Consider the following 18,521-nt stretch of genomic DNA (forward strand, 5'->3'; position numbering starts at 1 on the left):
GCGGGAAAAGACCCCCCGGGATCACGGAGCCCGGGGGGTCGCACTGGCATATGCAATCGGCAACCCGGAGGTCGCCGCGCACCCCTGACCTGCGGTGACGCACCGCAAAGCGATGATCACCCTGAGTGGATCAGCGACCGCTCTTAAGGCCGCCTTAAGGCCTGGCTAATCCACCCGCAGGGAGGATCCCCCCGCGGCCTAGAGGAACTTCGCCTTCCCCGGACCCTCCTCGACGAAGCTGCGCATCCCGCGCTCGCGGTCCTCGGTGGCGAACAGGCCCGCGAACCAGCCCCGTTCGATGGTCAACCCGGTGTCGATGTCGGTCTCCAGCCCCGCGTCCACGCACTCCTTGGCGGCGCGCAGCGCGAGGGCCGGGCCCTGCGCGAGCTTCGCGGCCCACGCGTGCGCCTGCTCGTAGACCTCGGCGGCCGGGACCACCCGGTCCACGAGGCCGAGGGCCAGCGCCTCGTCGGCCTTGACCATGCGGCCGGTGAAGATGAGGTCCTTGGCCTTGGAGGGGCCGATCAGCCGGGACAGCCGCTGGGTGCCGCCCGCGCCGGGGATCAGGCCGAGCAGGATCTCGGGCTGGCCGAGCTTCGCGTTGTCTCCGGCGATCCGGTAGTCCGCACAGAGGGCCAGCTCGCAGCCGCCGCCCAGCGCGTAGCCGGTGACGGCCGCGACCACGGGCTTGGGGATCTTGGCCACGGCGGTGAAGGCGTCCTGCAGTCCGCGGGACCGGGCCACCATGGCCGCGTGGTCCATCGTCTGCATCTCCTTGATGTCCGCGCCGGCCGCGAACACCTTCTCGCCGCCGTAGATGACGACCGTACGGACGTCGGCCCGGTCGGTCGCCTCCACGGCGAGCTCGCGCAGCCGGTCCTGGGTGGCGATGTCCAGGGCGTTCATGGGCGGCCGGTCCAGCCGGATGACGCCGACGCCTTCGGAGACTTCGAGAGAGATGGTCATACGGGAAGGTTAGCGCCGGTTAACGGCGAGTGGCCCGGTGCCGTGGGTCACAGCACCGGGCCACCAGAACGCCGGTCCACCAGAACTACGGACCGACCGGAGTCACTTGATCCACTCCGCCCAGTCCATGTTCCAGCCGTTGAGGCCGTTGTCGGGGGCGACGGTCTTGTCCTTGGAGTTCTTCACGATGACCACGTCGCCGATGATCGACTCGTTGAAGAACCAAGCCGCGGGCTGGCTGCCGTCACCGGCGCCGCGGATGTCCTTCAGGCCCACGCAGCCGTGACTGACGTTCTCGGAGCCGAACGTGCCGGACGAGGCCCAGTAGTTGCCGTGGACGAAGGTGCCGGAGGTGGTCAGCCGCATCGCGTGCGGGACGTCGGAGATGTCGTACTCCCCGCCGAAGCCGACGGTGGCGCCGTTCATCCGGGTCACCTTGTACTTCTCGCTGATGACCATCTGCCCGTTGTACGTGGTGTTCGCGGGGGCGCCGGCGGTGATCGGGATGTTCTTGAGCACCGCGCCGTCGCGGACCACGCTCATCTGGTGCTCGGCGGCATCGACGGTGGTGACCTGGGAGCGGCCGACCTTGAAGGTGACCGTACGGGTCTGCTTGCCGTAGACCCCCGGGCGGCCTTCGACTCCGTCGAGCTCCAGCTTCAGGGTGACCTTGGTGCCCGCGGCCCAGTACTTCTCGGGGCGGAAGTCCAGGCGGTCGTTGCCGAACCAGTGGCCCTCGACCGGTACGGCCGGATCGGCCGTCACCGTGATGGCCTTCTCGACGGCCTCGGGGTTGGTGATGCCGCGGGAGAAGTTGATCGAGACCGGCATGCCCACGCCGACCGTCGATCCGTCTTCGGGGGTGTACTGGCCGATGAAGGTGTTGGCGGGCGTGAGCGTCGTGAAGGTGGTGTCCTTCGCGGACTCCCGGCCGGCCTCGTCCTTGGCCACCGCGTGCACCTTGTACTCGGTGGCGGAGGCGAGGTTGCGGGCGGGCTCCCAGCTCGCGCCGTCCGCGGCGAGCTTGCCCTCCACCGCGTTGCCCTTGGTGTCGGCGACCGTCACCGTGGTGAGCTTGCCGCCGGTGCTGGTTATCTTGAGGATGCCGCTGGTCGCGACCTCCTTGGCCCCGTCGTCCGGCTTGACGCTCACGACGGCCTTCGACGCCTCGGTACCGGTCGTGCCGGTCAGCCCGTCTCCGCCACCGCTCCCGCCGTCGCCACCCGCGTTTCCGCCACCGCTGCACGCGCTGGTGAACAGCAGGGCCGCGCCCAGCAGGAGGGCCGGCAGGCCGGTGCGGGCGCGGCCGCGTATCGGCTGCAGGTTCACTCTTGTTCTCCCCATGTCCCCCGCGCGCGGACAGTCGCGCGCTTCATCGCCAGGAAATCACATGGGGGATCACGAGACGGTACGGTCGTGTCACCGTTCCGTCCCAAGAGTGGTGCGGGCGCCGGGAGTCAGTCCTCCGTGCCGGGCTTGGTGCCCCAGACGTAGACGGCGTCGCCCTCGGTGAGCAGGTCCCACAGGCGCCGCGCGTCGGGGACGGTGAGGTTGACGCAGCCGGCCGAGCCGCCGTGGGCGTACAGGTTGCCGGGGCGGCCGTGCAGGGCCTGGCCCTCGTCGAAGAACTGGGCGTAGGGCATCGGGGAGTCGGGGTAGAGCGTGGACACGTGGTCCTCGCTGCGCCAGTAGACCTCGTGCCAGCCGGGGCGGGTCTCCTCCTCGTCGCGTCCGGTGCGGACGGGCACGGGCGGGAAGACCACCGTGCGGCCGCGCTGCACCCACAGGATCTGGCGCTCCAGGTCCACGCAGGTCACCCGGTGGGAACGGACCGGACAGTCGCCGGCGGCGTTGGGGTTCGCGCGGGCGGCGACCGCGACCATGGTGCGGAAGGTGACCAGCCCCGCGTAGCCGTCGGCGGGCCGGATCGCGTTGGCGCGCTGGAAGGTGCGGATCGCCTCGCAGTCCCCGGTGTCCTGTGTCCCGTCGGCCGTCCGGCGCAGGTGGCGCTCCAGCTCGCGCTGGTAGGGGCCGGTCCCGGCGGTGCACGCCGCCTCGGCAGGGGCCGACGGGGAGGGGGAAGGGGCCGCCACGGCCGCCGCCTGCGGCGGGGCGAGGGCGGCCGCCGTGAGGATCGCGGCCGTCACGGCAGCCCTGCCGATCGCGCCTGCCGCACACCCTGTGCTCATACGGGCCTCCTCGCGCCCGCCGGCCGGGCCGTCGGGTCCGAGCCAACCGGACCCGCCCGGCCCCGGCGCGCCGGGTGGGCCGGCAGGGTCACCGGCCCACCCGGGCGGCCTACTCGGCGGGCCGCTTCGGGCCCTTGCCCTTCCCCTTGCCCTTGTCCTTGCCGCCCTTGCCGCCCTTGCCGTGGTCGTCCCGCTTGTTCTCCAGGGTGATCACCACGCGGTGGTCCGGGGTGTTCTCGTCCAGGTGGAGCGGACCCGTGACCCGGTTCCGCGGCAGGACGTAGCCCTCCGGGACCGCCGTCTCGACCACGTAGTACCAGCCGTCCTCCAGGTTCGGGAACGAGCACTCCCCGGCCCCGTCGGTCGCACAGCCCTCCGTCACCTTGCGGTCGGGGTTGATGCCGCGCGTCTGGAGGCCGACGGTGCTGTTGGTCTCCTTCCACACCTCGAAGACCGCCCCGCGCAGGGGGCGCTTCGTCTTCGCGTCCTTCTTCAGGACCTCGATCAAGCCGTCGCGGTCGGGCTCCTCGGTCCGCTCGTCCGTGACACCGACGACGAGGCCGGTCGTCACGTGGCTCTCGTCGAGGTCGAAGGGCGTGACCCGGTTCGCCGGCAGGTCGTAGCCGGCCGGTGCCTGCGTCTCCCGCCAGTAGTACCGCTCGCCGACCGGGAGCTGGACCGTGCAGCTGCCCTGCGCGTCGGTGGTGCAGGACCCGGCGAGCTGCACGTCGGGGTCGGCTCCGTCGGTCTGCAGGCCCGCAACGCCGTTGGCCTCGCGCCACAGCTCGAAGCGGGCGCCGGGCAGCAGCGCCCCGCCGTCCGCGTCGGACTTGCGCAGCACCACTTCGGCGCTGCCCGGGAGCTTGGTGTTGCTCATGGTGGCGCTCACGCCCTCGGCCGCGTTCTGCGCGGTCAGCGTCAGCTCCACGACGGGGTTCGCTGCGAGCTCGTAGCCGGCCGGGGCCTGGGTCTCGCGCCAGTAGTACGTGCCGGGCGCCACGGTGCCGGAGCAGATGCCGTTCGCCGGGGTGACGCAGTCGGTGACCTTGGTGTCCCCGCCGGGGCTCGTGAACTGGGCTCCGGGGGTGCCGTTGGTCTCCCGCCACAGCTCGTACGTGGCTCCGGCCAGCGGCAGGCCGCCGGTGTCCTGCTTGAGGACCGAGACCTTGCCCGTGACCGGGACGGTGTTCCCGCAGTCGGGCAGGTCCCCGTTGAACGGGTACGCGTGGAACTCCTGGCCGCCGCCCGCGGTGCTGGTGTGGACGAGCCCGCCGGTGGTGAAGAAGCGGCCGTTGGTCCCGGGCAGGGTGACGGTGGTGGTCGAGGCCTGCTCGCCGACGAGCACGCTGCCCTGGAACTGTCCGGTGCCGACCAGCTGGACGGTGGTGGCGTCGGGGAAGTTCCACAGGAGCCGGGTGCGGTAGCCGTTCCAGGGGTCCGCTCCGGCACCGGTGTCGTTGATGCTGCCGGCGTAGGTGTTGATCGTGCGGCTGGTGCCCAGGACGTTGACCAGGACGGTGGCGGTGGCCGGGATCCGGTCGAAGCGGAAGCCGATGGCGCCGTTGCCCGCGCTGACCAGGTCGAAGTCCACGTTGAAGACCTGGAGCGGGGAGGTGTTGTCCCCGGTGAAGACGGTGGTGCCGTCCTGGTTGACGGCGGTGCCCGTGGCCGGGCGCGGGCTGCCGTCGACCCGGGCGTAGCACCGGCTGGCCGCGGTGAGCTGGTCGCGCAGGCCGGCGTAGGGGGTGATGGCGGCGGGGTCCGCCGCCAGCGGGCCGGTGACGGTGCCGGGCCCAGGGGCGGTGCCCGCGTGGCGGACGACTCCGTCGTCCGAGATCAGCCGCTGGTCGACGGCGATGTTGACGTTGCGGCCGGTGGTGAGGAAGTCGGATCCCGACGGGGGCCGCACGAGCGAACCCGCGCCGACGACGCCGATGTTGTAACCGCCGCCCGCCGCCAGGTTCTTGTTCTGGTCGAAGCTGCCGAGGACGACGACCTTGCCCTCGGCCTCGGCGGCGCGCTCACGGACGAGGAAGTCGGCGCCGACGAAGATGTTGATGCCCTCGTCGTAGCCGTTGGGGTCGGTGCCGACCTCGATCGGCGGGAACACGGGCGGGCACCCGGCCCCCAGGCAGGGACCGAGCCCGCCCGGCAGCGGGGCCCGCAGGGCCGCGGCGTGCCGGGCCGGAGCCGGCTGCTGTCCGCCGGGGCCCGGCGCGGGCGGCGCCGCCAGGGCCGCGGGGGCACCTGCGGCCAGTACGGCCCCGAGGGCGAGCCCCAGGGGCCCGAGGGTCCACTTCCTTGCTGACATGACGCTCCGTCCGTTGCCCGCCGCCGCGTGCGGGCGGGCCCGTACAGGCTGGCGGCGGGCTCCGGCGAGCCGGGCGGACCGACACTCCCCCGCTACGGCATTCCGGTACGACAATCACCCGACTGGGGCGTCGGCCCGGAAGGCGGGGCGGGTGCGGGAAGCGGCGGTCCCGCGGGTCAGAATCCCGGGTTCTTGCCCTCGGCCACGGTCCTGACCCTCTGGACCTGGACCTTCGCGATGTGCTCCAGGGCCCCGGGTTCGGTTTCGGTCGTGTAGAGGTACGCGACGACCGTGCCGATGCGCATGACGCCCTTCGCGGTGGCGTCGTCCACGAACGCGTCGGTCTTGTCGGCTCCCGAAGCCACGGTCACCGGCTTCGAGGCCTCCTTGTGCTCGGCGGACGACTTCCGCTCCGTGTCGGCCAGGCTCTTCATGGCGGTGCCCGCCTGCTCGGCCGTCTCGAACGAGTAGAGCCTGAACTCCATGCGCGTACCGTCCGAGTCGCCCCGGACCTCCATGTCCTTCCCCGCGACGGCGACCAGCCCGGCGCAGGTCGCCCCCGTCTTCTCGGCGCAGTGCTGGACCGCCTCGGTCCCCTGCACCATGAAGGGGTCGCCCCCGACCATCACGTCGCTCACGCTCTCCTCGACCGGGAGCGCGTGCATCAGCGCGGTCGGGTCCAGCCGGACGACCTGCGACGGCGCCGACCCCTGCCGGGTCTCGCCGGGGAAGGACGGAGCCAGGCCGCCGCCCGCCGCCGGGCTCCCGCCCTCCTGGCAGCCCGTCAGCCCCAGCACCAGCGCCGCCGCCACGGCGGCTCCCCGTATGGCAGCCTTCACGTGAATTCCCCTCGAGCCGGTCGCCCCCGCACATCGCCGACGATCCGAGTGCCATGATCACGTAAGCGTCGGCCTCCGCATCCGGCGGGCCCCCGGCCGATGACCCGGGAAGGGTCAGCCGATCGCGGAGCCCGCGACCCAGGCGGGCCAGGACATGTTCCAGCCGCCCAAGCCGTTGTCCGGGGCGACCGTCTTGTCCTGCGAGTTCACGACCTCCACCACGTCGCCGACCAGGGTCCGGTCGAAGAACCAGCCGGCCGGGGTGTCCGAGCCGCCGCCCTTGTTGTCGCGCAGGCCGATGCAGCCGTGGCTGACGTTGGTGGAGCCGAAGGTGTCGGGGCTGGCCCAGTAGTTGCCGTGCAGGAAGGTGCCGGAGCGGGTGAGGCGGATGGCGTGCGGCACGTCGGGGATGTCGTACTCGCCGCCGAAGCCCACCGTCTGCCCGTTCATCCGGGTGACGTCGAAGAGCTCCATCACCACCATCTTCCCGTTGTAGGTCATGTTCTTCGGGGCCCCGGCGGTGATCGGGACGGTGGACAGCAGTTCGCCGTCGCGCCGGACCTCCATGGTGTGCGCGGCCGCGTCGACGGTGGAGATCTGGGAGCGGCCGACGGTGAAGCGCAGGGTCTTGTCCTGGATGCCGTAGGAGCCGGGCGCCCCCTCGACGTCCCGCAGGCCGAGCTTGACGGTGACCTCGGTGCCGGGCTTCCAGTAGGTCTTGGGCCGGAAGTCCAGGCGCTCGTCGCCGAACCAGTGGCCCACCACCTCCACGGCCGGGTCCGAGGTGATCGTGATGGCCCGCTCCACATCGGCGCGGCGTTCGATGGACCGGCTGAACCCGAAGGAGATGATCATGCCGGTGCCGACGGTCGAACGGTTCTCGGGCTTGAAGTAGCCGATGAACCGCTCCTCGGGAACGTAGGTGGTGAAGGTGGTGTGCCGGGCCTGGCGGCGGTTGTGCCCGTCGAGCGCGACCGCGTCCACGGTGTACTTGGCCGCGAGCGCGAGCCGGCCCTGCGCCGGGTCGGGGCTCCAGCTGAGCCCGTCGACGGCGATGGCGCCGGGCACCGTCTCCTGCTGGGCGTCCTCCACCTTGGTGACCACGACCCGCTCCAGGCGGCCCTCGGGCACGGTGACCCTCAGCGGGCCCTCGGCCGGCACCCCCTTCGTATTGTCCTCGGGACTGATCCTGATCGCCTCGTCCGGTGACCGGGGTTTGCCGGGCAGCTGGATCTCGATCGGGGAGCCGCCGTTCTCGGTGCATCCGGCCAGGCCTCCGAGGAGGCCCGCCCATACCGCCACGGCGGCCAAGCCCGCCCCTGCCCGCCTCGTCAGAAGAGTCACGTTCCTCCAACGACCGGCCCCCTCCGGGGGAAACGTGGGCGCGGCCCACGTTCCAGGCAGGGCAGTCCGGGCAGAACAGTGGGAAGGACCAGACGGGGGCGGGCCCCGGCCGGGACGCCGGGGCCGCATCTCCCCCACCCCCGCAGGTACCGAGAGCCGTGGAGGCGGGCAGTGTCGAGCGCAGCCGAGCAAGAGGCGGAGCCCCTGGCCGGGGTTGAGAGCGGATCCGGGGCCGGGACCGAGCCCAGGGCCGAAACCGGACCCGGGGCCCGGGTCAGTGTTCAGGGCGGGATCGGGGCCACGACCGGCCACAGGACGGGGAACGGGAACGGGAACGGAAGCGGGCCAGGAGCCGGCAACGGGAGCGGGCACCCGGCCGGCCAGTCCCTGGGGCTGATGGAACCACAGGTCAGGGGCCACGCCGTGGTGAGCCGGGGGGTGCCCGGACCGCCCGTGTGGCCCGGGTCCTCGCATCCGCTGGGGGCCCGGTTCCACCAGGGGCCGGACGGGACGGCCGGAACCAACTTCGCGCTGTGGGCCCAGGGCGCGGAGGCGGTGGAGGTCTGCCTCTTCGCGGAGGACGGCTCCGAGAGCCGCTGCGCGCTGACGGAGCTGACCCACGAGATCTGGCACGGCTTCCTGCCGGGCGTGCGGCCCGGACAGCGGTACGGATTCAGGGTGCACGGGCGCTGGGACCCGTGGACGGGGGCCCGCCACAATCCGGCGAAGCTGCTCCTGGATCCGTACGCGCGGGCCGTGGACGGGGACTTCCTGCTGCCGCCGGAGGTGTACGGGCACGTCCGCGACTGGCCCCAGCAGTACATCGCGGACACCGTGCGCGACGACCGCGACTCGGCCCCGCACGTCCCGAAGGGGGTCGTGGTCCACGATGACGACGACTGGTCGGACGACGTCCGGCCGAAGACCCCGTGGGCCGATTCGGTCATCTACGAACTGCACGTGCGCGGCTTCACGATGCGCCATCCGGGCATCCCCGAGCACCTGCGCGGCACGTACGCGGGCCTCGCGCACCCGGCGGCGATCGAGCACCTGACCGGGCTCGGGGTGACGGCGGTGGAGCTGCTGCCGGTCCACCAGTTCGCGCACGAGGACCACCTGCTGCGCCGGGGCCTGCGCAACTACTGGGGCTACAACTCGGTCGGCTACTTCGCCCCGCACGCGGGGTACTCCTCCAGCGGGACGGCCGGCCAGCAGGTCGGCGAGTTCAAGCGGATGGTCAAGGCGCTGCACGCCGCCGGGATCGAGGTCATCCTCGACGTGGTCTACAACCACACGGCGGAAGCCGGCGAGCTCGGCCCGACGCTGTCGCTGCGCGGGATCGACAACCGGGCGTACTACCGGCTCCAGTCGGACCAGCGGCGGTACGCCGACTACACGGGCTGCGGCAACACCCTGCACGCCGGACGGCCGCACGTGCTGCGCCTGATCACCGACTCCCTGCGGTACTGGGTGACGGAGATGGGGGTGGACGGCTTCCGCTTCGACCTGGCGGCGGCGCTGGCCCGCTCGATGCACGACGTGGACATGCTCTCGCCGTTCCTCGCGGTGATCGCCCAGGATCCGGTGCTGCGCCGGGTGAAGCTGATCGCCGAGCCGTGGGACGTGGGCTCGGGCGGGTACCAGGTGGGGGCGTTCCCGCCGCTGTGGACGGAGTGGAACGACCGCTACCGGGACGCCGTACGGGATTTCTGGCGCGGCGCGCTGCCCGACGTACGGGACCTCGGGTACCGGCTGTCGGGGTCGAGCGACCTGTACGCGTGGGGCGGGCGGCGGCCGTACGCCTCGGTCAACTTCATCACCGCGCACGACGGTTTCACCCTGCGCGACCTGGTCTCGTACGAGTCCAAGCACAACGAGGAGAACGGCGAGGCGGGCCGCGACGGGACCAATGACAACCGGTCCTGGAACTGCGGGGTGGAGGGCGAGCCCGAGGAGGGCACGGATCCGCGGATCGCGGCCCTGCGCAGGCGGCAGTTGCGCAACCTCCTGACCACGCTGCTGCTGTCCACCGGGGTGCCGATGCTGGTGGCGGGCGACGAGTTCGGCCGGACGCAGGGCGGCAACAACAACGCGTACTGCCAGGACAACGAGACGAGCTGGGTGGACTGGTCGCTGCTGGAGGACCCGTCCTGGCAGGCGCTGCTCGCGCTGACCCGGCGGCTGCTGGCGCTGCGCCGGGACCATCCGGTGCTGCGGCGCCGGGCGTTCTTCTCGGGGCGCTCCCAGGGGGCGGACGGGCTGCGCGACCTGGCCTGGTTCACCCCGGCGGGGGTGGAGATGACCGAGCGGGACTGGTACGCCCCGGCCGGGTCGGTGGGCCTGTACCTGTCGGGGCAGGACATCCCGGGCCGTGACGAGCGCGGGCGCCAGGTCACGGACGACAGCTTCCTGGCCCTGCTGCACGCCGGGGACCGGCCGGTGGCCTGGACGCTGCCGGGTCCGCCGTGGGGCCGGGCGTACGAACTGGTCCTGGACACCTCCCGGGAGGACCAGGCGGCGGCGCCCGCCACCGTGCACCGCGGGGGCGGGAGCGTGACCGTCCCGGCCCGCGCGGTGCTGCTGCTGAAGGTGGTGGGCGGGGGCGCGTAGGCATGCGGCGGGGGCGCGGTGGGCGTTCGGCGGGGCACGGTGGGCGTTCGGCGGCGGCGCGGTAGGCGTTCGGCGGCGGCGCGCGGGCGTTCACGGGTCCGCGCCCCGGGTGGACTCGGGGTGGACCCGGGGTGACCCCGGGGTGGACCCGGGGCGGGAGCGCCCGAACGCCCTGCGATGATGTGCCCTTCGTACGGATCGCACGCACGCACGCATATACGGATGTTCGAGGGGTTGTGTCGATGGCGAGTGTCGGGACCGCGCTGCGGGAGCTGCGCGGGGCGCAGAAGTCGGCGAAGGGGGTGTCGCTCTACTCCCGGTTCGTCAACCGGCCCGTCGGGCGGTACCTGGCCGCCGGGTCGTACGCGCTCGGGCTCACCCCGAACCAGGTGACCCTGATCAGCGCCGCCCTGAGCTTCGCGGGCGCGGCCGCCGTCGCCCTGGCCTCGCCCTCGTGGGGGCTGGGGATCGCGGTGTGGGCCCTGCTCGCCGTCGGCTTCGCCTTCGACTCCGCCGACGGGCAGCTCGCGCGGCTGCGCGGGGGCGGCAGTGCGGCGGGCGAGTGGCTGGACCACGTCGTGGACTGCGCGAAGCTCACCTCGCTGCACACCTGCGTACTGATCGCCTTCTACCGCTTCCCCGAGGCCTACGGGGTCGGCGGCGGGGCGCACGGAGCCTCGGCCGGCTGGCTGCTGGTGCCGCTCGGCTTCCAACTCGCCGCGGTCGTCACCTTCTTCGGCGGGCTGCTGACCGAGAAGCTCAAGCCGAAGCCGGAGTCGGGAAGCGCGGCCGCCGCGCCGTCGTCCCTGCGCGCGGTGGCGCTGCTGCCCGTGGACTACGGGGTGTTCTGCCTGGTGTTCCTGCTCCTCGGCGGAGGCGATGTGTTCCGCTGGGCGTACGCCGGAGCGGGCGTGATCGCCGCGCTGTTCCTGGTGGCGTTCCTCGCGAAGTGGTTCCGGGAACTCAGCGCCGTACCCCGTTGATCCGGGCCGGCGCCGGCCGCCGTGCGCGGCCCGGACCCGCCGTCGCTCCGCTCAGCCCCGCTGTTCGTTGGCGAGCGGCTGCGACAGCACGTCCAGGGCCCGGCGCAGCTGGGTGCTGGAGGTGTGGACCGTGTACGGGAAGTAGACGACCTCGACCCCGTGGACGGCGAAGTCCCTTTCCAGCTGGTCCCCCTTGGGGGTGCCGCGCCAGTCGTCGCCCTTGAATATGACGTCGAACCGGACTTGTTTCCATGTTTCGACCTTGTCCGGGACGGTCTCCACAAAAGCCGCATCCACGTACTGGACGCTGCGGACGATCTCCAGCCGCTCGACGAGCGGTATCACCGGGCGGCGCCCCTTGGCGAGTTCCGCCATTTCATCGGACACGACCCCCGCCACCAGGTAGTCGCACTGACTCCGGGCATGGCGAAGGATGTTGAGGTGTCCGATGTGAAAGAGGTCGTAGGCACCCGGTGCGTAGCCGACGCGGTGAGGTCTACGCCCAGGCTCAGCAAATTCGGACAAATCCTTCTCCGTCACGTGATATCCCCCAGAAGCCGCACACCTCGGTGTGGCGGATTAGCAGACAATAGCGTGCACGTTCCCTGTGTTGCCGGTGAACGAATAGGGTGACGTGCGCATCATCCTGGTGAGAGGGGGACGTCCAGTGTCGAAATCCGGTCAGCGGCGCCTACTGCTGGTTTCCACGAATTACGCCCCCGAGCACACGGGCATCGGCCCGTACGCCACCCAGATCGCGGAGCACTGGGCGGATCTCGGCCACGAGACCCACGTCCTGGCGGGCATGCCCCACTACCCGGCGTGGTCCGTCGAGCCGGAGTACAAGGGGGCGCTCCGGCGCACGGAACAGCGCGCGGGCGTGACCGTGCACCGGCGCGCGCACACCGTCCCCCCGCGCCAGACCGCCGTCCGCCGGGCCCTTTTCGAAGGATCGATTCTGCTGCACGGCTCCGTGGCCCCGCCGCGGATGGCGAAGCCGGACGCGGTCCTCGCCCAGATGCCGAGCCTGGCCGGCGGCCTGCTGGCCGCGCGCCTCGCCGCGCGCTGGAAGGTCCCCTTCGTCCCGGTCGTCCAGGACCTGATGGGCGCCGCCGCCGCGCAGAGCGGGATCAGCGGCGGGGACAAGGCGGCCGCGTTCGCCGGGCGGGCCGAGGCCCACGCCCTGAAGCGGGCGGCCCTCGTCGGTGTGATCCACGAGACGTTCGTCGACCGGGTCGTGGGCATGGGCGTGGACCCCCAGCGGATCCGGCTCGTGCCGAACTGGTCCCACGTGGCACTGCCCACCAAGCCGCGCGGCCGGACCCGCCACCACCTCGGATGGGCTCCCGACCAGACCGTCGTCCTTCACTCCGGGAACATGGGGCTCAAGCAGGGGCTGGAGGTCCTCGTCGGCGCCGCCCGGCTGGACCCGAGCGTCCGGTTCGTGCTGATGGGCGACGGCAGCCAGCGCTCCGCCCTCGCCGACCTGGCCGCCGACGTCCCCAATCTCGACATCATCCCCCCTGCCGCCGACGGCGAGTTCCCGGATATCCTCGCCGCGGCGGACGTGCTCGCGGTCACGCAGCACGCCGCCGTGATGGACATGAGCGTGCCGTCCAAGCTGACCTCGTACTTCCAGGCCGGCCGTCCCGTCGTCGCCTCCGTCGCGGCGCTGGGCGGGACCGCCCAGGAAGTGGAGCGCTCGGGCGCGGGGGTGCTCGTACCGCCGGAGAACCCGGAGGCCCTGCTCAAGGCCGTACGGGCGCTGGCGCAGGACCCCGCGGGCGCGGACGCGCTGGGGGCGGCCGGACCGCGCCACGTGGCGGCGCACCTGAGCCGTGAGGCGGGCCTGGCCCGCATCGACGCACTGATGGACGAAGCACTTGGGGGAACCCGGCCGTGATCGAGACCAACCGCCCCGCAGCGGCTCCGGCCGAGGACGAACCGGACCTGCTCCGGGACCAGTTCCGCCAGCTCCTGCGCTACCGCCGGCTCATCCTCGCGGGCGTGGGAATCGGCCTGCTCGGCGGGGTCTACCTCGGCGTCTCCACGGCGGACACCTACGTGGCCACCGCCGACATCGTGCTGCGCGCGCCCACCGACGACCCCTTCAACCCGAGCCTCGCCCCCGACAAGGCGATCAACATCGGCTCGGAGCGGCAGGTCGCGCTCTCCAGCTCCATAGCCAACGAGGCCGCGAAGAAGCTCGGGGTCTCGGCCGCCGACTTCTCGGCCCTGCGCGCCGGTCTGCAGGTGACCAACCCCCCTCAGACGATGGTGCTGCGCTTCACCTACACCGCCGCCTCCCCCGCCGAGGCCGCCACCCGCGCCAACGCGATGACCGAGGCCTACCTGCTCAAGCGGCAGGAGGCCCTCGACGTCACCCGCGACAAGATGGTCAAGGGCTACCAGGAGCAGCGCGATCCGGTGGCCAAGCAGCTCGAAGACCTGACCAAGCAGACCACCGGCATGCCGGCCGGTCCGGCGCGCGACGCCGCGTACGCCGCCAAGACCGACCAGCAGAGCAAGATCAACACGCTCAACGGCAACATCGCCAAGCTCAAGGCCCTGGACATGACCCCGGGCCGGGTCACCAGCACCGCCGTCCCGCCCCACGGGGCCGACGGCCCCGGACTGCCCATGTCGCTCGCGCTCGGCGCGGCCGTGGGCCTGGCCCTCGGCCTGCTCGGCGCCTGGGTGCGCCTCGTCTTCGACCCGGCCCCGCGCTCCGAGGGCGACGTCGCCCGCGCCCTGCGCGCTCCCGTCCTGGGCTCCCTGCCCCGGGGCAAGGCCGACGGCGGGCCGCTGCTCGCCGCGGGCGAGGAGGACCCCCGGCTGGCCGAGGAGTTCCGCTCGGTGGCCTTCCGGCTCGCCTACGACGCCCGCTTCGCGGACCGGCGCCGCCTCCTGGTGGTCGCCCCGCGCGGCAGCAGCGAGATCGCCGCCGCCGTGGCGGTGAACCTGGCCGCCTCCTTCGCGGAGACCGGCAAGGACGTGCTCCTCATCGAGGCCGACCTGCGCACCCCGGTGCTGGCCAGCCAGCTGCCCACCGACGCCTCCGGCCGGCCCAACTGGAGCAAGTCCAAGGGGGGCGCGGGCGCGCAGCACGCGGAGACCGAGTGGCCCGACGGCCGCCAGCTCCTGGTGGACGCCGGGGAGTCGGGCAGCTTCGACCTGATCCCGGGCGAGCGGGTGCGCAACGTGCCCCGCGCACTGACCTCGCAGCGGGCCACCCGGCTGATCTCCGAGGCCGACTCCCCCAACTCCACCGTCGTGGTGCTCGCCCCGCCCGTGCTCTCCTACGCCGACGCCCTCGCGCTCGTCGACCGCGTAGACGGGGTCCTGGTGGTCTGCAACCCCGGTGCGGTGCGCCGCACCGACCTCTCCCGCATCCGCGAGCTGATCAGCGGAGCCGGCGGCACGGTGCTCGGCGCCGTCCTGCACGCGCCGCTGCCGGGCGAGAAGAAGCGCGGCCTCGGCCGGGCCCCCAAGGGCGGCGGCCCCGCCGCCGAGGACCCCCGGCCCGCGCCCCCGGCCGCGCCCTCGCCCCGCTCGCGCGAGCCGCAGCCGATCCCGTACGAGGTGGCCGCCGCCGACGCCTCGCAGCACATCCCGGGCGACGGCACCGACACGGTCGCCCTGCGTACGGTCCGCACGGGCCGGCGGTGAACCGGCGCGCACTCGCGGCGGTCGCCTCGGTACTGGACCAGGCCGCGTCCAGCGCCACCAACATCCTGGTCCTGGTGCTGGCCGCCCGGCTCTCCTCGGCGGCCGGCTTCGCCGACTTCTCGATGGTCTACGTGACCTTCACCGTGCTGCTCGGCCTGAACATGGCCTACGTCGGCCAGCCCCTGGTGCTGGAGAAGGATCCGAGCCTCCTCGCCACGGCCTGCCGCTCGGGCCTCGCCTTCACCGGCGCCGCCTCGGCGGCGGTGGGAGCCGTACTGGCCCTCCTGGGACTGCTCCTGCCCGGCGCGACGGGGTGGGCGTTCCTCGCGCTGGGACTCGTACTGCCCCTGGTGCTGCTGCAGGACGGGCTGCGCTACTGCTTCTCCGCCCTGCGGGCTCCCGGGCGGGCCCTGGCCGCCGACGCGCTGCGCCTCGCCTGCGTGGTGAGCGCGCTGCTGCTCCAGCCCGAGGGGGCCCCGGCCGGGCGGCTGGTGCTGGTGTGGGGGGTCTCGGCGCTGCCCGCGCTGGCGCTCGGCCTGTGGCTGCTGCGGCCCTCGGTGCGGGGCGCGGCCGGCGCCACCGATCTGAGGCCGTACCTGCGGCGCGGGTACCTGGGGCAGCGGTTCGTGGTCGAGTTCGCCGTGGGCAACGGCTCCAGCCAGCTCGCCGTCCTCGGACTCGGCGTCTTCGCGACCCCGCTGGCCGTGGGCGCGCTGCGCGGCGCCACCACCCTCTTCGGGCCGCTGAACGTGCTGTTCAACTCCGCGAACTCCTTCGGCCCGCCCGTCGTCGGCCGGGCGTCCGGGAAGCGGGGCGTGGTGCGGCTGACCGCCCTGATGGGCGGCGCGCTCGCGGTGACCGGCGCCGCGTGGGGGGCCGTGCTCTACGCGCTGCCGGAGCGGGCCGGCCGCGCCCTGCTCGGCGACACCTGGCGGGCGGCGGCCGCGCTGCTGCCCGCGACCGGCGCCCAGTACGCCGTCATGGGGCTCGGCACCTGCGCGCTGCTGACCCTGCGGGTGCTGAACCCGAAGGCCACCCTCTCGCTCCAGGTGGTCTTCTCGCTGCTGTCGGTCGGGCTGCTGCTGGGCGGGTACGCCGTCTGGGGCGTGGCCGGGGCCGCGTGGGGCCTCGCCCTCGGCTCCGCCTCGAAGGCGGCGGCGGGCTGGCTGCGCGTGGCCCGGCTGCCGGCCCCCGAAGCCGCGGCGGCCACCACCGCCGACCAGGTCCGGGCGGTCTGAGGCCGGGCTCCCGGTCAGGCCCGGGTGTCCTGCCAGGCCCGGGTGTCCCGGTCAGGCCCGGGTGTCCTGCCAGGCCCGGGTGTCCCGGTCAGGCCTGGGTGTCCCGGTCAGGCCGGCGTATCGCCGAAGCCCGCTTCGATCAGGGCGAACAAGTCCCGCATGGCGCGGCGCTGGTCCTCCTGGCCGCGGATCAGGCTCGCGGTGTCCATCACGAACCGGGCCAGCGCCGCGGACCTGAGATCACCCTCGGGGGCTCCGGCCTCGGCCGCGATGGCGGCGGCGAGCGCGAACTCGTGGCGCCGCCACATCCGGTCCCAGTACTCCACCAGTTCCGGCGTCTCCCGGACCAGGGTGAGGTGGGCGATCACCGCCGGATCGTCGATCCGGCGGGTCGCCCGGGTCTCCACGAAGTGCTCGCGCAGGGAGTGCAGCACCGACTGCCCGGGCGCGCGGTCCCGTACCGCCGAGACGAGCGCGGCCTCGATGTCCTCGTCCTCGTCGAAGACCAGGGCTTCCTTGCTCGGGAAGTGCTTGAACAGCGTGGTCACCGAGACGTCGGCCTCCTCGGCCACCTCACGGACGCCGACCTTGTCGTACCCGCGCTCCAGGAACAGGCGCAGCGCGGCATCGGCGAGGGCCTTGCGGGTCTGGGCCTTCTTGCGCTCGCGGCGCCCCACTGTCTCGGTCATGGGACCACTGTACCGACGGCACGTATCCGGTGCACAAGTTGACCGACTGCACTTGTGGAGCAGTTACGGCAGCTCCGTGGTCAGCGCAGGGAGGTGGCCCGGTCCTGCCGGTACGTGGCCACGAGCGCCAGGCACATCCCCGCGATGGCGATCCGGCCCGAGGCCTGGAGGAGCGGCCCGCGCAACAGGATGAAGGAGTACCCCGCGACCAGCGGGACCACCGTCGAGATCAGACTGCCCGGCGGCGAGCTGCGCCGGGCGCGCTTCGCGTAGCGCCGGTCGACGCGGGCGGAGGCGTACCCCATCCCCAGGAGTCCCGCCCCCATGCCCAGCGGCCCGAAGTCGATCCACAGCTCGGCCCAGATCGGGGAGGACAGGTTGGTGTTGACCGTGCCCATCCACTGGCCGACCATCACGCCGGTGTCGCGCGGCTTGCCCGACCACACCGAGCGCGGCACCGCGAAGAAGACCGACCCCGCGAGCTGGCGCCCGTAGGAGTGCCCGGGACCGGACTCCGCGAAGGTGATGGTGTTGGCGAACATGCCGATCTGGTCGTAGTCCTTGAGCGCCATCGGCTCCAGGAACGAGGTCGTCTCGACCGGCTTGTAGTTCTTCTCGTCGTAGCGGAAGCGGTCCGCGAACGGGAAGATCAGGAGGGCGACCACCACGGCCATGGACAGCGCCACCCGGTACATCGCGGCGCTCACCGGGAAGACGGTGAAGAGCATCGCGAACATGACCGTCAGGAACCAGTAGCGCGGGTTCGAGATCGGATTGTTGACGATCAGGTTGAGGACCATGAGCGCCGACCAGGTGACGATGATCGACACCTTGCGGCGGGCGAACTTCGAGGTGATCAGCCAGCGCGTGTACAGCAGCAGCGCCAGCAGGGCGGGGACCGTGCCGAAGCCGCGCAGCAGCGCCTGCCCCGCCTGGCCGTCCTGGGAGACGCCCGCCTCCTCGATGCCCGCGATGATCTCCTGGCGGCTGGAGAAGAACACCGCCGGGCCGCCCAGCTTCACGATCAGGGCCGCGCTGCCCAGGAACGCCACGGCCGTGAGCAGGTACAGCCGCCGCCGGTGCGCCATGACCGGGCGCGGCTCCTTCAGCGAACCGCCCGCGCGGCCCGCCGGCCGGTGCCGGGCCAGCAGCACGCCCACGTCGAAGGCGGCGCAGCCCAGCAGGACCAGGCCGATGGCGGCGGTGAGGTCGGAGCGCGGGCCGACGACGGGGGTCGGGACCTGGCCGAGGACGGCCTGGGCGAGGGGGGCCACGCCCATGGCCATGTAGACGAAGAGCCAGAAGGAGCCCTGGAGGAGCTTGCGGCGGCTGGTCAGCACCATCGCCGAGAGCCGGGCGCCCGCGTACATGGTGAGCAGGAGCTGGAGCCAGAAGGCCGCGTCGTGCTGGCCGGCGCCGGTCTGCACCGCGACGAACAGCGGCAGGAAGACGGTGAACCCGAGGGCCAGCGGGACGGAGAGCGCCCGCGAGAGCAGCGTCCGCGGGGTGGTGACCCTGCCCCAGGTCTTGTCGTCACCCGGGCGCGGAGGCACCGGCCGGGCGACGGCCCCGCGTATGTCGGTCGCCACGCTTGCCCCCACCCCCTGTGCCTGATCCGGGCGCAGTCTAGTCTGACGCGGTCGGCGCCCGGGGAGGCGCCTCGGGAGGCGCCGTCGGGGGCCG

At 72.7% G+C, this 18,521-nt stretch carries 14 protein-coding genes; 5 read left to right on the forward strand and 9 right to left on the reverse strand.

Annotated features, from left to right (window positions below):
- Positions 1–198 precede the first annotated feature (198 nt).
- The 6 genes from OG730_RS13340 to OG730_RS13365 all read right to left on the reverse strand — a co-directional run bounded on the left by OG730_RS13340 (position 199) and on the right by OG730_RS13365 (position 7,616).
- Positions 199–966, reverse strand: coding sequence for an enoyl-CoA hydratase/isomerase family protein (locus OG730_RS13340; protein WP_327304445.1), 768 nt, complete (start codon positions 964–966; stop codon positions 199–201).
- 102 nt (positions 967–1,068) lie between these two features.
- A complete protein-coding gene (locus tag OG730_RS13345; RefSeq protein WP_442814901.1) occupies positions 1,069–2,310 on the reverse strand; it encodes a L,D-transpeptidase in 1,242 nt (413 codons plus the stop codon).
- Between the two features lie 113 nt (positions 2,311–2,423).
- Positions 2,424–3,155 carry a L,D-transpeptidase family protein gene (locus OG730_RS13350; protein WP_327304446.1) on the reverse strand — a complete coding sequence of 244 codons (732 nt, stop codon included), beginning with the start codon at positions 3,153–3,155 and terminating at the stop codon, positions 2,424–2,426.
- Positions 3,156–3,264: 109 nt separating this feature from the next.
- On the reverse strand, positions 3,265–5,466 hold the full coding sequence (locus tag OG730_RS13355) for a choice-of-anchor A family protein (RefSeq protein WP_327304447.1): 2,202 nt from the start codon (positions 5,464–5,466) through the stop codon (positions 3,265–3,267).
- A gap of 176 nt (positions 5,467–5,642) precedes the next feature.
- Entirely contained in the window at positions 5,643–6,305 is a 663-nt protein-coding gene (locus OG730_RS13360) for a hypothetical protein (RefSeq protein ID WP_327304448.1), read from the reverse strand.
- A gap of 114 nt (positions 6,306–6,419) precedes the next feature.
- On the reverse strand, positions 6,420–7,616 hold the full coding sequence (locus tag OG730_RS13365; RefSeq protein WP_442814902.1) for a L,D-transpeptidase: 1,197 nt from the start codon (positions 7,614–7,616) through the stop codon (positions 6,420–6,422).
- Positions 7,617–8,045: 429 nt separating this feature from the next.
- On the opposite strand from OG730_RS13365, the gene glgX reads away from it, so the two are divergent.
- Positions 8,046–10,259, forward strand: coding sequence for a glycogen debranching protein GlgX (gene glgX / locus OG730_RS13370; protein ID WP_327304450.1), 2,214 nt, complete (start codon positions 8,046–8,048; stop codon positions 10,257–10,259).
- 242 nt (positions 10,260–10,501) lie between these two features.
- On the forward strand, positions 10,502–11,242 hold the full coding sequence (locus OG730_RS13375; protein ID WP_327304451.1) for a CDP-alcohol phosphatidyltransferase family protein: 741 nt from the start codon (positions 10,502–10,504) through the stop codon (positions 11,240–11,242).
- Positions 11,243–11,293: 51 nt separating this feature from the next.
- Here the strand turns inward: OG730_RS13375 and OG730_RS13380 are convergent, their stop codons facing one another.
- The gene (locus OG730_RS13380) at positions 11,294–11,767 is read right to left on the reverse strand and encodes an FAD synthase family protein (protein ID WP_327304452.1); all 474 of its coding nucleotides are present in this window, start codon (positions 11,765–11,767) and stop codon (positions 11,294–11,296) included.
- A 172-nt stretch (positions 11,768–11,939) separates the two neighbouring features.
- Here OG730_RS13380 and OG730_RS13385 point away from each other — a divergent pair, with 172 nt between their 5' ends.
- The 3 genes from OG730_RS13385 to OG730_RS13395 are packed head-to-tail and all read left to right on the forward strand — an operon-like array spanning position 11,940 to position 16,149.
- Positions 11,940–13,145 (forward strand): glycosyltransferase, encoded by a 1,206-nt coding sequence (locus OG730_RS13385; protein ID WP_327309247.1) that lies wholly within the window; start codon positions 11,940–11,942, stop codon positions 13,143–13,145.
- Positions 13,142–14,911, forward strand: a complete 1,770-nt coding sequence (locus OG730_RS13390) for a lipopolysaccharide biosynthesis protein (RefSeq protein WP_327304453.1) — start codon at positions 13,142–13,144, stop codon at positions 14,909–14,911. Before OG730_RS13385 ends, OG730_RS13390 begins: the two co-directional genes overlap by 4 nt.
- A complete protein-coding gene (locus OG730_RS13395) occupies positions 14,908–16,149 on the forward strand; it encodes an MATE family efflux transporter (RefSeq protein ID WP_327304454.1) in 1,242 nt (413 codons plus the stop codon). Before OG730_RS13390 ends, OG730_RS13395 begins: the two co-directional genes overlap by 4 nt.
- A gap of 107 nt (positions 16,150–16,256) precedes the next feature.
- On the opposite strand, the gene OG730_RS13400 is transcribed toward OG730_RS13395, so the two are convergent.
- Positions 16,257–16,838 (reverse strand): TetR/AcrR family transcriptional regulator, encoded by a 582-nt coding sequence (locus tag OG730_RS13400; RefSeq protein ID WP_327304455.1) that lies wholly within the window; start codon positions 16,836–16,838, stop codon positions 16,257–16,259.
- 80 nt (positions 16,839–16,918) lie between these two features.
- Complete coding sequence (locus OG730_RS13405) at positions 16,919–18,427, reverse strand: hypothetical protein (RefSeq protein ID WP_442814903.1); 1,509 nt, start codon at positions 18,425–18,427, stop codon at positions 16,919–16,921.
- Positions 18,428–18,521: the final 94 nt, after the last annotated feature.

Source organism: Streptomyces sp. NBC_01298 (assembly GCF_035978755.1).
Lineage (GTDB): Bacteria > Actinomycetota > Actinomycetes > Streptomycetales > Streptomycetaceae > Streptomyces.